Raw genomic sequence first — 15,972 nt, forward strand, 5'->3', positions numbered from 1 at the left:
CCGAGTTGGTGATCGTCCATTACTTCCAATTCGCGTCCGGTAATGGCGGTACTGGCGTTACCGATCCCCAGCATCTGCCCAATACTCATCGCGGTTTGCGGATGGTCGCCGGTGATCATTTTGACGCGAATCCCGGCTTGCAGGCAGTCGCCAATCGCGGTGATGGCTTCGGGCCGTGGCGGATCCATCATCCCGGCGATGCCAAGCAGAATCATGCCCTGCTGCAGATCCTGATGCGTCAGTTCGGTTTGTCCTGGCGTGGCAGGTTTCCACGCCGCCGCCACCATGCGTAATCCCTCGCGCGCATACTCTTCAATTTTGGCTTCCCACCACGCCAGATCGATCGGTTGCAGCCCGGCTTCGGTTTGCTGCTGCTGGCAATGTCTGAACAGCACGTCCGGCGCGCCGGTGAGTAACACGCACTCTTCATCGCCGATCAGATAGTGCGTTGACATGTATTTGTATTGCGAATCAAAGGGGATTTTATTGCGCAGTTCGGTGGTAACTGAAGGCAGATGTCCTTTGGCGGCCAGCACCTTGAGCGCGCCTTCGGTCGGGCCGCCGGTGATTTTCCACAGGCCGCTTTCATCTTTGATCAGCTGGCTGTCGTTACACAGATCGATGGTGCGCAGATAGCGCTCCAGTATCGAGCCTTGCGCCACTTTCACCGGAACCGCGTCATCGGCTTTATGGATGGCGCCGACCGGTTCATAGCTGACGCCATCAACGCGGTAAATTTGATCGGCGGTGATAATCGCTTTCACCGTCATTTCATTCATGGTCAGCGTGCCGGTTTTATCCGAGCAGATCACCGTCATCGCACCCAGCGTTTCCACGGTCGGCAGCTTGCGGATGATCGCCTGCTGCTTCGCCATGGTTTGCACGCCAAGCGACAGAATGATCGAGATAATCGCCGGTAACCCTTCAGGAACCGATGCCACGGCGAGGCTGATCAGTGACAGCATCAGCTCGGAAACCGGCATATCGCGGAACAATAAGCTGAAGACAAACAGTGCGGCCATCATCGCCAGGATGATCAGGAAAATGGCTTTGCCGAGTTTATCCATCTGCACCAACAGCGGCGTGCGGTGCTTTTCGATGTCGGACATCATCTGGTTGATGTGGCCAAGTTCCGTGGCGCCGCCGGTGGCGATCACCAGCCCTTTACCGCCGCCCGAACTCACGGTGGTGCCTGAGAACAGCAGATTGGTGCGGTCGCCGAGCGGCAGCTCGCCGGTCAGCGCGTCCGTGCCCTTTTCGACAACGGTTGATTCGCCGGTCAGAATCGCTTCTTCAACGCGCAGGTTATGCGCCTCAATCACGCGCAGATCCGCCGGAATGCGGTCACCGGCGCGGATCACCACCACATCACCCGGCACCAGCGCGGTGGTAGGCAGCGTTTCGTGATTGCCGGCGCGGATCACCACCGTTTCGCTGGAGAGCATATTGCGAATACTTTGCAGGGATTTTTCCGCGTTGCTCTCCTGAATGTGTCCAATCAGGGCATTCACTACCGCGACACCAAGGATCACCAGCGTATCGACCCAGTGTCCCATTACGGCAGTCAGCAGCGCGGCGGCGAGCAGAACATAGATGAGAACATCGTTGAAGTGGGCGAGAAAACGCAGCCAAACCGGCTTGCCGGGTTTCTGTGGCAGGGCATTTTCCCCGTACTGTGTTAAGCGCGCCGCCGCTTCTGCACTACTGATTCCCTCGCTGGAACTTTGCGTACTGGCCAGCGTTTCATCGACAGAAAGTTGGTAATAGGTACTTTCCGGTTTAGCAGTATTCATCGCTTTCTCCTCAAATCCTGTTTCGGAAATCAAGGCGGTGATATCCCGTGATTAACAAGTCGCCATTGAACGAAAAGATCAGACCTGACTTACTCAGCTGGATAAGTGGTCCGTTTCAGATTGAAATATATGTAATTAATCGCTGCTCAGCGGCAGTGGAGCAGCCGTATTATCTATACGAATTTGAAAGTATTTTGAAAAATGAACGCTATAAACGTAGCACAGGGATATTCAACACATTCATTTTGCAATAAAAGTCGCGAGGCGGAACGCAATTATCTCATCAGACTAATCCGATCACGGAGAATAATAAAAATATAGTGTGATAATTCATAAGGCTGGGCGTTTTTAAGCAATTAATGAGGTTGCTTTGCGTAAGTATTTTATCCTGCCAATAGGGATTTTAATTCCTGATATTTGATATTTCATGAAGTTAAATGTTGTTTATTTCGTCAAAAATATTACAAGCTATCTGCCTTTACTTTTTTTGACATCTGCGTCTATGCTCATCGATAACAAAAACATCCCGTTAATACTTCTCACCTTTTAGGGCGATGGCGCAGTTTTTCTGTGGTCATGGTTAATGGAGGCAACGATGTATGGTTATAGCCTGCTCCGTCTGAGTCTTTATGTTGTCATTGCAATTGTTACCTGCTCCGCCGTAGGGCTATTCACTTACGCGGTTGTTTCTATGCTTGGTAATTAAATTATCCACTCAAATAATGCCAACAATGGATTCGTTGTTGCTGAGGATAAAACAGTGACTCGTTATATTACGCTGGTTGCCATTGTTATATTTATAACAACTGGTTGCGATCAAAAAACACAGGAAGTCACGCCACCGCCGCGCATGGTTAAAGTCGTTGAGGTTATGGCTTCCGGCGAATCTCAACAACGCATCTTCCCAGCACGCATTGAGTCCGGCGACTCCACCGATTTGTCGTTTAAACGTGCAGGGCAAATTGAATCGCTGGATATTCGCCAGGGCAATCGCATTGAGCAGGGCCAGCTCATCGCCAGGTTAACGGCGCGTGAAGCACAGCAGCGCGTCAATGAACGCCAAACCGCCGCCACACTCGCCCAACGGCAATTTGACCGCTTCCAAACGCTATCCGGTCGTCAGGCGATTTCAAAAGCAGAAATGGACGTACAGCGTGCCAACCGCGATGCGGCGAATGCTGCGCTACAGATTGCCCGTGAAGAGCTCAGCCAAATGACGCTGACTGCGCCGTTCACTGGCGTGGCCGCCGTCGTCAACGTTCGCAATCATCAGGTGGTCGCCGCCGGACAGACCATCGCCACGTTGACCCGCAACGATCTGCTCGACGTGGTGTTCAGCGTGCCGGAAAACCTGTTTACCGCGCTGGATATGCGCAACCTGAGCTACCGCCCGGTGGTGCGCATCAACTCGCTGCCGGACCGCGAATTCCAGGCCGATTACAAAGAGCACACCAACAGCAGTAACACCAACTCGCTGACCTGGCAGATCATTTTAACCATGCCGCGTCCGGACGATTTCCCGGCGGTGGGCGGCGTCAGTGGCACGGTGACAATTAACCTCGCCAATCTGCCCGCCAACGTGAACCGCGAATCGCTGGTGGTCCCAGTGGAAGCGGTGTTCAATCCCGATAACAGCCAGCGCAATGAACCGCATGTTTGGGTGGTGCAAGGCAGCGGCGAGCAGCTGACGTTAGAGGATCGCAAAGTCAGCGTCGGTGAAGTGACCGATCGCGGCGTGGTGATTACCGCCGGGCTGCATGCCGGTGAGCGCGTGGTCGCCGCTGGCGTCAATGAGCTGCATGCTCAACAACCGGTACGCATCTGGACGCGTGAGCGGGGGCTGTAATGGATATCTCCCGGCAGTTTATCGATAATCCGGTCCGCGTCTGGCTGGCGATTCTGTTACTGGGCGTGGGCGGCATTTTTGCGCTGCTCAATATTGGTCGTCTGGAAGATCCGGCGTTTACCATTAAAACGGCGGTGGTTGTCACCCATTATCCCGGCGCGTCTGCCCAGCAGGTGGAAGAGGAAGTTACCTTGCCACTGGAAAATGCGCTGCAGCAGCTGCCCTACCTGGACAATGTCAGCTCCATCTCCTCCAATGGTCTGTCGCAGATTACAGTGAACATTGACTCGCGTTACCACTCAAACCAGTTGCCACAAATCTGGGATGAACTGCGGCGCAGAGTCGGCGATGCGGCGCGTTTCTTTCCGCCCGGCGTGGCCGCGCCGTTCGTTAACGATGATTTTGGCGATGTGTTTGGTTTCTTCTTCGCCATTTCGGGCGACAACTTCAGCAATCCGGAACTGGTGCAATACGCAGAACAGCTGCGTCGTGAATTAGTGCTGGTACCGGGCGTCGGTAAAGTGGCACTGGGCGGCGTGATCCCACAGCAAATCAATATCGATGTTTCCCTGACGATGATGGCCGCGCGCGGCATTTCGCTGCCGCAACTCGCCAGCGTGCTGAGCCGCCTCAACGTGGTTTCTAATGCAGGCGACATCAAAGCCGGCACGGAATCGATCCGTCTGCATCCGACCGGCGAGTTTCAGAATATCGAAGAGTTAGGTGACCTGCTGGTCAGCACTCCGGGCGATCACGCCACCACTCGCTTGCGCGACATCGCCACGCTGTCGCGCGGGTTGAGTGAATCGCCCGCCAGCATTTACCACGCTAGCGGACGTCCGGCGGTCACCATGGGCATTTCGTTTATTCCCGGCGTGAATGTGATTGATGTCGGGCGCGCGCTGGAGGCCAAACTGCAGCAGATGTCGGCAGAAAAACCGGCAGGCATCCAGATCAACGTGTTCTACGATCAGGCAGCGGAAGTGGCGCACTCGGTTAACGGCTTTATTGCTAACTTCCTGATGGCGCTGGCGATTGTGGTTGGCGTGTTGCTGATTTTTATGGGCGTGCGCAGCGGCATTATCATCGCGCTGTCGCTGGCGTTAAATGTGCTGGGCACGCTGCTGATCATGTATCTGTGCGGCATTGAGTTGCAGCGTATCTCGCTGGGCGCGCTGATTATTGCACTTAGCATGCTGGTGGATAATGCGATTGTGATTGTCGAAGGCGTGCTGATCGCGCGTCAGCAAAATTCACCGCTGATGACCACCATCAACTTTGTGATTAGCCGTACCGCCTTCCCGCTGCTGGGCGCGACCATTATCGCCATTCTGGCGTTTGCGCCGATTGGTCTTTCGCAGGATTCCACCGGCGAATACTGCAAATCGCTGTTCCAGGTATTGCTGATTTCCCTGCTGCTGAGCTGGTTCTCGGCGCTGACCATTACGCCGGTGCTGATCAAATGGTGGCTGTTTAAAGCGCAAGCACCGACCAAAGCAGCAGCAGAGGTTTCACCTTACGGCGGCGGTTTTTATCGCCTCTATCAGCGCATGCTGAAGGTGTTGCTCAGGCAAAAAACTGTCACGCTTGCGCTGATGGCGGTGCTGCTGGCGCTGGCGATTTGGGGCTTCGGATCGGTACGGCAAAACTTTTTCCCTTCGGCCAATACGCCAATCTTCTTCGTCGATCTCTGGCTGCCATACGGCACCGACATCAACGCCACCGAACAGATGGCCAGCGACATTGAAAAATCGATCACCGGGCAGCAAGGTGTGGTGTCCACCGTCACCACCATCGGCCAGGGCAGCATGCGCTTTATCCTCACCTACAACGGGCAGCGCCAGTACAGCAACTATGCGCAAATCATGGTGCGCATGGACGATCAGCGCAATATCGCCGCGCTGTCACACCGTATTGATGCCTACATTGCGCGCCAGTATCCGCAGGTCAACGCCAGTACCAAACGGGTGATGTTTGGTCCTTCGGGCGGCAGCGCGATTGAGGTGCGCATTAAAGGTCCCGATCCCGACAGAATGCGCCTGATCGCCAGCCAGGTTGGCGACATCCTCACCGCCGATCCTGCCACTGACACCGTGCGCAATGACTGGCAAAACCGCAGCAAAGTTATTCGTCCGCAGTTCAATCTGGCGTTGGGCCGCGAGCTGGGCGTCGATAAACAGGACGTGGATAACGCGCTAGAGATGAATTTCACTGGCAGCCGCGTCGGGCTGTACCGTGAAGGCGCTGACCTGCTGCCGGTGATCGTGCGGCCACCAGCCAGTGAACGCCAGGACGCCAATCATCTTAATAACGTGCTGGTGTGGAGCCAGAGCCAGCAGCAGTACATCCCGCTCAGCAACGTGGTGAGCGGCTTTACGCTGCAATGGGAAGATCCGCTGATTCTGCGCCGCGATCGCAGCCGGGTGCTCACCGTGCAAACCGACCCGAATCCGCTCAGTAATGATACTTCGGGGGATATTGTGGCGCGCGTGAAGCCGCAGATTGAGCAAATTCCGCTGCCGCACGGCTACAGCATTGAGTGGGGCGGCGATGCGGAGAGCTCCAGTGAAGCGCAGCAAGGCGTGTTTACCTCGCTGCCGCTGGGCTATTTAGTGATGTTCGTGATCACCGTGCTGATGTTTAGCTCGCTGAAAAATGCCGTCGCCATCTGGCTGACAGTGCCGCTGGCGCTGATTGGCGTGACGCCGGGCTTTTTGATCACCGGGATTCCGTTCGGCTTTATGGCGTTAATCGGCCTGCTGAGTCTGAGTGGCATGCTGATTCGTAACGGCATCGTGCTGGTCGAAGAGATCGAACAGCAGAAGCTGTTGAAGCCGCAGGCTGAAGCGATCATCTACGCCGCCACTTCGCGTCTGCGACCTATTCTGCTCACCGCCTTTACCACCGTGCTCGGGCTGGCGCCGCTATTGCGTGATGTGTTCTTCCAGAGCATGGCGGTGGTGATCATGTTTGGTCTGGGCTTTGCCACGGTGCTGACGCTGCTAGTGCTGCCGGTGATTTATGCCTGCTTCCATCGTCAACAGGTGGCGACTGCATCATGAATGTGACCGGCCTCAACGTGATTAAAACGCTGGGATGTATGACGGCGGTGACGTTTTTTACCGTGTATAACACCTGGGATCGCTACGATTACGATTATCACTGGATTCTGGCGTTTCTGACCTTTATCTCCACCATCGCCACGCCGCTGTTTTTTGTCGTCGCCGGGATTATGGATGCCCGTTCCGAGCAGGATGTTAACTGGCAGATGGGCAAGATTCGCAATCTGGTGATCGTGTTTCTGTTCTGGATGACGGTTTATTACCTGTGGGAGCCTTATCAGCGCGGCTACCTGATTCAGCCGTGGTTCGTCTTCTCATTCATTATCATCTACAGTTTTCATCCGCTGATGCTGTGGCTGAGCCAGCATCGGCGCGCGTTCATTGGGCTGGTGTTTGCGCTGTTAGCCTTTTCGTATGGCTACGATTTGCTGGCGGTGCTGCATCCGGAGGATCCGTTGTTCCGGCTTGAGCCGCAGTATCGGCTCTGGACCTGGTTGCTGTTTTATTTGACCGGCCAGCTGCTGTGCGATCCGCTGATTAATGACTGGATGGAGCGTAAAAAGGTGGCACGCGGCGCGGTGATCGCCCTGCCCTTTATCTATCTGTTTACCTGGTTTTATGAGCAGCACTTCTTCTTTGCGTTATTCAAAGCCGATCGTAACGCCTTTATTCTTACCGGTTCGCAGATCTATCTGCTGGTGGTGGTGCTGGTGATCGCCGCCAGCCAGGTGCGTTTTCGTCGCAATGCGGTGGTCAAAGAGACAATTCTGGCGACCATCAGCAAAACCATGACCGGCGTTTATATCCTGCACTACTCGGTTTTTCATCTGCTCACCGCGCTGATTCCGATCACCTCGCTGGCGACCAAACTGACGCTGATTGCCGTGACCTTCGCCGCTTCGGTGCTGCTCTCCAAGCTGATCCTCGCCAGCGGCTGGCTGAAAAAAGTCATAACGCTTTAAAGCACGCCGGCAGATTGGGCTGGCTGCTGCAATCAATGCGCCCCTTTATTTTCAGCATCATGTAATCAAAAAACGGGTTGGATGTATTACGCATCAGCGTATCCAGCCCAACGATCAGGCTGGCGGTTTCACCGCGCAGCGAGATGGTACCGAAGCTGATGCCATAACGATTTTTTTCCGTAGGCTCGCGGCCATACAGCGAGTCGCTGAGCGGGAACGGCACGGCAATGTGCGATAACGAATAGGTATCCTGCGGCCAGGCTTCATGCATCGAACGCACCATCTCTTGCGTCTGATCCGCCGGAGTCGTGCGCGCCACGGTTTGATAGGTGGTTGGTGACGCGTTGGTGATCACCGTTGAGGCATAGCGGCGCGGCGCAGGCGGCAACAAATCATTGACCGCCGAATAGAGCGCGGGCCTGAACAGCGCGCGTAAGTTCGCGGCTTGGTTTACATCGAACATCACCAGTTCACTGCCGTTATCCGGCAGATAGCGATAGAACGCATTGACCACCGCGCGGGTGCTGACGGTGGAATCCAGCACCGACTGGAAAGTCAGCACTGGCGGAAACGCCGGCATGGTGCCGCCGCGAATCACATGCAGCAGCTGATCCTGCATCGCCTGAGTCAGCAGCCACGATTGACGCGCCGCGCGCACCGGAAACGAGTTGTACTTAAAGGGATTGTATTCCGGGATGATGCTGAGCCATGCCGCTTTGGCGAAGCCGGGAATGATTGCGGGCCAGCCGGCTAATCCGGCAAAGCGCGCATAAGCGGTGACGCCAATCATCGGCGACAGCAATACCAACTGTTGCGGCTTACGCAGCGCGTTATTCTGCAGCGTATCAAGGCTGTATTTCACCGCCAGCGCGCCACCGTTCGAGTAACCAACCAGATGCAAAGGCACTTTGGTTCCCGCCAGGCGCGTTGCTTCCCGCACCGCTAACCGAGTTGCCGCCATCCACATTTGCCAGTCAACTTTAGTGAGCGAACCGGGCGCCGTGCCGTGTCCCGGCAGTCGTGGCACCACCGCCACAAAACCCTTCTGCTGATAAGCCTGCGCCAGATAGCGCATGCTGTACGGCGAATCGGTTAAACCATGCAGCAGCACCACCGCGCCTTTCACTTCGCCCTCTGGTTCAAGGATATAAGAGCGGTTCCAGTCGGTATTAAATCGCGCCGGATACACAGGGCTTTGCGCGTTGAAGCGATTGAGTGCCGTTTTTTCATCGTCACTGAGTTGATCGGTCACGTTGATTTTCATGTCGTGGAAAATGGCCGCTTCGCGCGTCAAATAATCCGCGAAGCTGGCGCGATCGATCTCATCTACCGACATTTCATCCGCCGACCACGTATGCCAGCGATGCAGTGGCGGGCCCTGCTCGGATTGATAACCGCGGATCACCAGGAACATCACCAGTAAAACCAGCAAACCTAAAGCGATGCGCTTAAGGACTTTGCTGATGCGGTCTTTATGCAATGCGTTGGCGGAATCAGAAGGCATAGCGTACCCAGGCGAACAGCACGTTACCGTTGTTGTAAGTGCCAGGAATGTAGGTGAACTGCACGTTAAAACGTTTATAACCGGCGGAGAACAGCGGCAAAACAATCGGTAGCGGCACGTAATTGGCGAAGTCATCGCGCGCGGTAATCCCGGCTGTTAACCCAAGTCCAAGACGAAAATCTTGCGCTTGATCCAGATACCAGCCTTTCTCCCAGCCGTATCCGACAATAGGTTGCCATTTGTTATGGGAATCTTTAAACGCCATGGCATAGAGCGCGCTCCAGTTGCCGTCTTCGTTGATGCGAGAGACGCCAAACCCGCCGCCCCACGGCGTTTCATTGTAGTTATCGGTTTTCTCTTTATCGTAGGCGAAGCGGGCATGCCAGCTGATGAAAGGCAGATAGAGATCGTAATACTGCGGTTCCTGCCAGGTTTGTGAAACGTCCTGCTTGAGCCACTCCCAGCCATCGCTGAGCGAGTTGGCCGCCGAAGCGGGACAGACAAATAGGGCCAGAGAGAGCAACCAGGCCGCCTGAAGAGTTCGCATCATGTATGCCTCTGAAATTCACCGCCACGAAAAGGAGTGGAAAAGCTGATGTGCTCTAAAGGCAGATCAAGCCACTTAACCGGTTAGATTATAGTTGCTTGTTATTGCTATAGGAAATGACCTGAAAGGGCTAATGCTGCATCGCACTTTTTTAAACATATGGGCTCGATATGTTTATGCCATCGACACGTTAAGCGCATATGTCGATAAAATGCATTTTTTTAAACATGTCGGATGAGACTAAGAAGCCCGGTATGGCGTTTTTATTTTTTTCAGAACGGTACACACTTAATCGCCGAATTCTCGTCAGTTAAACTTCTTTCGGTCACCATAAATGGCGACCCTACAAAGGACTGGCGCATTTTTCGTAGGGTGCGCATTCATGCGCACCTGCATACATATGCAAATTAATGCTTAACTGAGCGGCATTACCTTTGGCAACTGCTGATCTTTTTTTACTGCGTCTTTAGAAACAGAAGCGTGCGGCCTATTCTGAATATTAAGTGTGGTTTCTGATTTCAAAAATAAGCTGTTTAAAAAGGAGTGTGTTGATAAGCTGCTGAAATAGTTATTCTGCTTATTGAAAAAATAAGATTAATGACCCGGCAAGCAGTTCCAAGCTTGTTAAACCCGCAGGAAGTGGTGGAGTTCACATCTGTTGATTCATATTTTCGCAATCCTTACATTGTTTCTTATATTCCTCTGCGTGGATAACGCCTCATGAATTTCCGCACCGATATTAACGGGCTGCGCGCCTATGCTGTGATGCTGGTTATCCTTTATCACTTCGGATTCTCCAGCGTCAGCGGGGGGTTCCTCGGTGTGGATGTGTTCTTTGTCATCTCCGGATATTTAATGACGGGAATTATTCTGACGCGTCTCAATAAGCAGAACTTCTCCTTATTGGGATTTTATGCTGCGCGCTGCCGCCGCATTATCCCGCCGTTAATGGTGCTGTGCCTGATATTAATGCTGGTCGGCTATTTCCTGATGCCGCCGGATGAATATAAGAAAATGGCGGAGCATGCCGTCTCCAGTTTGAGTTTTATTTCCAATGTGGTCTATTTCAAACAGGGCGGTTATTTTGAAACCGGCTCAGTATATAAATGGTTGCTGCATACCTGGTCATTAAGCGTTGAGTGGCAGTTCTATTTGCTGTTACCGCTGGCGCTGATGTTCACGGCACGTTTTCTACGCCAGCAGTTTGCCTGGGCGATGGGAATCGCCGCGCTGCTTTCATTTGGGCTGGTGCTGGCAATGGTGGCAACCAATTTCCATCTCACCGCGACTTATTATCTGTTGCCAACTCGTGCGTGGGAGATGCTGGCAGGCGGATTGGTCTATCTTGCTCCTAAATCCGCGCTTAGCGGCCAACGCGCGGTTCCGCTGCTAGGCATTATTGGGCTGATTGTCTGTGCGCTGTGGTTTGATGAAAGCACCGCCTGGCCCGGCATCATGACGCTGATTCCAGTGTTACTGACCGCAATGATCATCCATGCCAACGTGCAAAACAGCATCTGGTTCAACAACCGGATTGTGCAGCACATCGGTAAAACCTCGTATTCGATCTATCTATGGCACTGGCCGCTGTGGGTATTTTGGCATCTGGCCGATTGGCCGATTACGCTGGTTAGCCAGGCGATGCTGATTCTGCTGTCACTCGCCGCCGGTTGTGCTTCATATGTGCTGGTAGAGAACAAACACGGCTGGCTGAGTGGCAAAACCTACGTGACGCTGGGACAAACCGCGTTGGTGCTGCTGATGGGCGTGCTGATCGTGGCAAAAGCAGGATTTCCCTCGCGCGCGCCGCAAGTGGTCGCCAGCATCAAACAGTATTCACTGGAGCGATTTGTGCGTGGCGAAAACTGCTTTGTGTTCAGTGGCACCACGTCTCCGCAATGCGTCTTCGGCAATGCCAGCCAGGTTAATCTGGTGGTATTGGGTGATAGCCACGCCGCCGCGATGCTCTCTTCGATTGTCGGCAGCGCCAGAGCGGAGGATTCAGTGGTGTTTATCGCGCAGTCCGGATGCCCATCTGTACCGGATATTCATCGCAGTGCCAGCCCTGATTGCGGCGGCTTTGTGAAGAATGCGATTGCGGATATCGAACGGAAATATCCCCATGCGTCGGTGCTGATTATTAACCGCTTATCCTTCTATCTGCACGGCGATTATGGCAGCGGCAGCAATACGCCTAAATACTCATTTATCAATGACGGCAGCTCCATTGCCGCCTATCAGCAGCATTTCGGTGCGGCGGTGAAACAGCTCGCCACGCATCGTCGCGTATTCATCATGACGCCGGTTCCTGAGTTCGGTTACGACGTGATCTATCGCATGTCGCGCGATGCAATGCGCGGCAAAGCGCTGGCCGTTCAGCAGACTCGCGCAGACTATCAATCTCACAATCAGGAGACGCTGGCGATGCTCAACAACATCGCGGCTCAATCGCCGAATGTCGCCCTACTCGATGCGACCCAGGGATTCTGCGACAACAACTTCTGTTACGGTGCCAAAGATGATGTGCCGCTGTATCGCGACGATAATCATCTTTCCGAAGTGGGGAATAAAAATCTGAATGGCGTGTTTGGTGGCATGTGGAAAATGATCGACAGAATTTAGCAGCCGTTCAGCCATCCAGGTCTTTAAACGGTTAAAATAATTAAACTTATTCGTTGCTAAATTATTATCGCTATGTCTTAATGCATCACCGGTTTGGAACACAGACCTTATGAAAGCAGTTTTAGTAAAGCAGTCCTCAGTTCAAGTGTTATCCACAGATATCCTTCTTCGAGAGCCTCCTCCTAAGTGCCCAATAAGTAAATCTTTCACTTCAGGCCAAATTCGCCGCAATTGAGTGGCTCATCAAATAAGGAATTATCTATGTCTAACAAAATGACTGGTTTAGTAAAATGGTTTAACTCTGATAAAGGTTTTGGCTTTATCACTCCAAACGATGGCAGCAAGGATGTATTCGTCCATTTCTCTGCTATCCAGAGCGACAACTACAAAACTCTTGATGAAGGTCAGCAAGTTTCCTTCACCATTGAAAATGGCGCCAAAGGCCCAGCAGCGGGCAACGTCACTCCGCTGTAAGCCGCGCTCATTATCCGCGACGCTTACAATAGCGATGAAGACAATAGTCTGAGCAGATAAGAACCGCTGATAATAAAATAAACCCGCTTAGTGCGGGTTTTTTGTTGCCTGAAATTTAAATAAGAAGGAAATAACATGCTCATACCAGATTTGATTTTTACACGTACGGTATATGAACCGTCATTTCAATTATGAGTCGTCCGTTGTTTGTTTCTCTTGATGGTCCCAAAGGAGTCGGTAAAACCACACTTTTGGAAGCCATTACGAAAGAACTCAGGGCCAATAACATCAAAGTGATCCGACTTAGCGAGAAAAACAGCGATCCCTACAGAAAAGAAACAATGGCCCTTGTGAACCGGCTTGCCAGAAATCCCTCGCTGGATTTAGAGTTGGAAGTTTGTCAGCGCTTTGCTGATAGCCGTGCATGGATTTCCCAGCATGTGCTGACTAAACAGCCACCGGACAGCATAATTTTGATGGATCGATGGTACACGTCGGAAGCCGCGTTTCGCCAGATGGTTCCCTTTGCAGAGATTTTACGGCTAAACATTGAACGAAACGTGCAAGCGCCGGACCTGCATGTCGGGGTTGTTACTGCGCCTGAGATTTCATGGGCAAGGGCCGCGGCCAGAACGCGTGGGTTAAGTAGTACGGTGATTCATCAGCTGGAAGAACATGTTGCTTGTACTCAGGCATTCGAGCGAGCCGTTGCAGAACACGGCTGGGTTTTATGCCGTAATGAAGGAACAATCGAACAGGCAACGAAGCAGGTTATTAATGAGATTTACAGAGTGCTCGGATGCCCTTTAGGCATCAGTTCTGCTGGATCCCGCCAGTAATTACCGCAATCTCTTGGTGGGAACGAACTACCAGCGTGGAACAGCAAACCACTCCACCAGCCACTCCGTTAACGCGCTGATCTTCGCGGACTGCAATTGGCTCGAAGGTTTCATCAACCAGACGCCGTCTTCCCCTATCGCCTGCCAATCCGCTAGCACCGGCATTAACGTGCCTTCTGCCAGTTCCTTTTGCACCAGCCAGTTGGCTGCCAGCGCTACGCCCATGCCAGATTGAGCGGCCAGTATCAACGCATCCATCTCATCACTTTCATAACGCGTTTGCACCGGAATCGCTATCTGCTGGCCCTCTTTTTCCAGTCGCCACTCTGGCCAACTGTGCATTGGGGTAAATCCCAGACAATCGTGCTTACGCAGGTCCTGTGGATGCGTGAGCGTTGGATGGTGATCCAGATATGACGGCGCAACGCACAATATGCGGCTGGTATCCGCCAGCTTGCGCGCAATAAGCCGGTTATCCGTGAGGACACCAATGCGGATCGCCATATCGAAATTGTCACCCAATAAATCGACGTAACGATCGCTGCAGTGCAACACAATGCGAATATCGGGATAAGCCTTTAAAAAGCCCGGCAGTGCCTGGGCGACCCAGCGCCGCCCAAAAGATGCGGGCACCGTCAAGCGAATGGTCCCCGCCGGACGTGCTGCCAAAGCGCGGGCTTCCTCCTCCGCTTCACGCAGCAGTTCGTCTGCCAGTTCAATTTTTTGTCGATAGCGCAGGCCCTCTTCCGTCGGTCGAATGCGACGCGTAGTGCGTTCAATCAGGCGAATCCCTAACCGTTTCTCTAACGCAGCGATACGACGGGAAATTACCGAGACATCGCGTCCCAACGCACGGGCACCCGCGCTAAAACTGCCCGCACGCACTACCGCTAAAAAGGCTTCGCGTTGGCGAAAATCGTCATCTTGCATTATTGCACCCTGCGCAACGGTCATTTGGTTTTGGCACCAATTATAGTGCCTGTTTTACCGCACACTGACTGCACTTAGTAAACAGGAGAACGTTATGAAAGCTATTCAGTTAACTGCCCCTTCTATCGACAGCCTAAATATCTGCGAATTGCCGCGCCCACAACCTAACTATGGTGAGGTGGTGATTCGGCAACATGCCGTCAGCCTAAACTACCTTGATTTGGCACTGGCTACAGGTAAGTTCGGCGCAATCGCACAGCCAATTATTCCAGGTGCAGACAGCGCTGGAGAGATTGTCGAATTGGGTGCGGGCGTGAGCAGTTGGCAAATCGGCGATCGCGTGGTGCCGGGCATGATGTACCGTTGGCATGCTGGTGCGTTAGGCCCCGATCATCATCACGCATTGCGCGGTGTAACGACCAATGGTGGGCTGGCGGAATATGCCGTTGTCCCTGCCGAGTCGCTAGTGCGTATCCCTGATTTTCTTACCTGGCAGCAAGCCGCAACTTTACCTATCGCTGCCACTACGGCCTGGAACGCCATCGTGCGCGCTAAAATCCGGCCCGGCAGCACGGTTTTGCTGCTCGGCACCGGAGGTGTAAGTCTGTTTGCGCTGCAATACGCCAAAGCGGCGGGCGCACGGGTGATTATTCTGTCCTCATCCAACGAGAAACTGGCCAGGGTGAAAGTTCTGGGCGCGGATGAAGGAATTAACTATCGCGAAGAGCCCGATTGGGATCGACAGGTGCTCAAGTTGACGAATAATAATGGCGCAGATCTTGTGCTGGAGTCGGTGGGCGCCTCGACCTTTGCCAAATCAATTAATGCCGCCGCCTACAACGGAACCATATTTGTGATTGGCTTTATTGGCGGTGAAGAGCTTAACGTGCCGGTGCTGCCGATTATGCAGAAGATGTTGAATATCGTCGGTAATAATACCGGCTCGACGTCCGATCTGCGCGCGGCAGTCCGGGCGATTGAAACCAGCGAGATCCAACCAGAAATTGACCGTGTTTTTGCCTTTGCTGACACTCAGGAGGCCTATCATTACCTGCAATCCGCCGGGCATGTCGGGAAAGTGGTGATTGATTTGCATGCTTGAGTCTTGTGGACCTGTAGCCGCTCACGTATGTGATATTTCAGGTGCGCATAAATGCGCACCCTACGAAAATCCCGCCATATAATCGGTAATGCTGACTTCAGGCAGTGGTATTAATGTTGCGCCCAATTGCCGGATTTGCCGGCAACTGAGGTATCGAATCCAGAATGCCAGATGCCATCGATTGCTGATTATCCAACGTCTTCTTTAGCACTAGCGTGCTGATTTTATTCGCCAGTTCCATGTTATCAAGGCCGGTAGCCAGTGATGTAATTTGTGATACATCCATCTTGC

General features: G+C 53.2%; 12 protein-coding genes. 7 read left to right on the forward strand and 5 right to left on the reverse strand.

The genetic code is table 11. The features are described from left to right. The coding region (locus RTY00_RS06950; RefSeq protein WP_312663912.1) for an HAD-IC family P-type ATPase at positions 1-1,793 on the reverse strand (1,793 nt) is incomplete at its 3' end. 760 nt (positions 1,794-2,553) lie between these two features. On the opposite strand from RTY00_RS06950, the gene RTY00_RS06955 reads away from it, so the two are divergent. The 3 genes from RTY00_RS06955 to RTY00_RS06965 are packed head-to-tail and all read left to right on the forward strand — an operon-like array spanning position 2,554 to position 7,663. Continuing rightward, positions 2,554-3,639 carry an efflux RND transporter periplasmic adaptor subunit gene (locus RTY00_RS06955; protein WP_312663913.1) on the forward strand — a complete coding sequence of 362 codons (1,086 nt, stop codon included), beginning with the start codon at positions 2,554-2,556 and terminating at the stop codon, positions 3,637-3,639. Continuing rightward, entirely contained in the window at positions 3,639-6,701 is a 3,063-nt protein-coding gene (locus RTY00_RS06960; RefSeq protein ID WP_312663914.1) for an efflux RND transporter permease subunit, read from the forward strand. Before RTY00_RS06955 ends, RTY00_RS06960 begins: the two co-directional genes overlap by 1 nt. Beyond that, the gene (locus tag RTY00_RS06965; RefSeq protein ID WP_312663915.1) at positions 6,698-7,663 is read left to right on the forward strand and encodes an acyltransferase family protein; all 966 of its coding nucleotides are present in this window, start codon (positions 6,698-6,700) and stop codon (positions 7,661-7,663) included. The genes RTY00_RS06960 and RTY00_RS06965 overlap by 4 nt, the downstream gene beginning before the upstream one ends. Here RTY00_RS06965 and RTY00_RS06970 read toward each other — a convergent pair. After that, entirely contained in the window at positions 7,650-9,167 is a 1,518-nt protein-coding gene (locus RTY00_RS06970; RefSeq protein ID WP_312663916.1) for an alpha/beta hydrolase, read from the reverse strand. The genes RTY00_RS06965 and RTY00_RS06970 overlap by 14 nt on opposite strands. Further along, positions 9,157-9,714: a lipid IV(A) palmitoyltransferase PagP gene (gene pagP / locus RTY00_RS06975; protein WP_409455791.1), complete on the reverse strand. Its 558-nt coding sequence runs from the start codon at positions 9,712-9,714 to the stop codon at positions 9,157-9,159. Before pagP ends, RTY00_RS06970 begins: the two co-directional genes overlap by 11 nt. Positions 9,715-10,434: 720 nt before the next feature. On the opposite strand from pagP, the gene RTY00_RS06980 reads away from it, so the two are divergent. The 3 genes from RTY00_RS06980 (at position 10,435) to RTY00_RS06990 (ending at position 13,649) form a co-directional block, all read left to right on the forward strand. Next, positions 10,435-12,336, forward strand: a complete 1,902-nt coding sequence (locus RTY00_RS06980) for an acyltransferase family protein (RefSeq protein WP_312663917.1) — start codon at positions 10,435-10,437, stop codon at positions 12,334-12,336. A gap of 261 nt (positions 12,337-12,597) precedes the next feature. Continuing rightward, on the forward strand, positions 12,598-12,810 hold the full coding sequence (cspA, locus tag RTY00_RS06985) for an RNA chaperone/antiterminator CspA (RefSeq protein WP_007885867.1): 213 nt from the start codon (positions 12,598-12,600) through the stop codon (positions 12,808-12,810). Between the two features lie 191 nt (positions 12,811-13,001). Then, positions 13,002-13,649 (forward strand): dTMP kinase, encoded by a 648-nt coding sequence (locus tag RTY00_RS06990; RefSeq protein WP_312663918.1) that lies wholly within the window; start codon positions 13,002-13,004, stop codon positions 13,647-13,649. A 27-nt stretch (positions 13,650-13,676) separates the two neighbouring features. On the opposite strand, the gene RTY00_RS06995 is transcribed toward RTY00_RS06990, so the two are convergent. After that, positions 13,677-14,579, reverse strand: a complete 903-nt coding sequence (locus tag RTY00_RS06995; protein WP_312663920.1) for a LysR family transcriptional regulator — start codon at positions 14,577-14,579, stop codon at positions 13,677-13,679. 94 nt (positions 14,580-14,673) lie between these two features. On the opposite strand from RTY00_RS06995, the gene RTY00_RS07000 reads away from it, so the two are divergent. After that, positions 14,674-15,681, forward strand: coding sequence for an NAD(P)-dependent alcohol dehydrogenase (locus tag RTY00_RS07000; RefSeq protein WP_312663921.1), 1,008 nt, complete (start codon positions 14,674-14,676; stop codon positions 15,679-15,681). Positions 15,682-15,778: 97 nt separating this feature from the next. Here RTY00_RS07000 and RTY00_RS07005 read toward each other — a convergent pair whose 3' ends face one another. Continuing rightward, a complete protein-coding gene (locus RTY00_RS07005; protein WP_110867097.1) occupies positions 15,779-15,967 on the reverse strand; it encodes a YjfB family protein in 189 nt (62 codons plus the stop codon). Positions 15,968-15,972: the final 5 nt, after the last annotated feature.

This window comes from Pantoea sp. CTOTU49201 (assembly GCF_032054795.1).
GTDB classification, from domain to species: Bacteria; Pseudomonadota; Gammaproteobacteria; order Enterobacterales; family Enterobacteriaceae; genus Pantoea; species Pantoea symbiotica.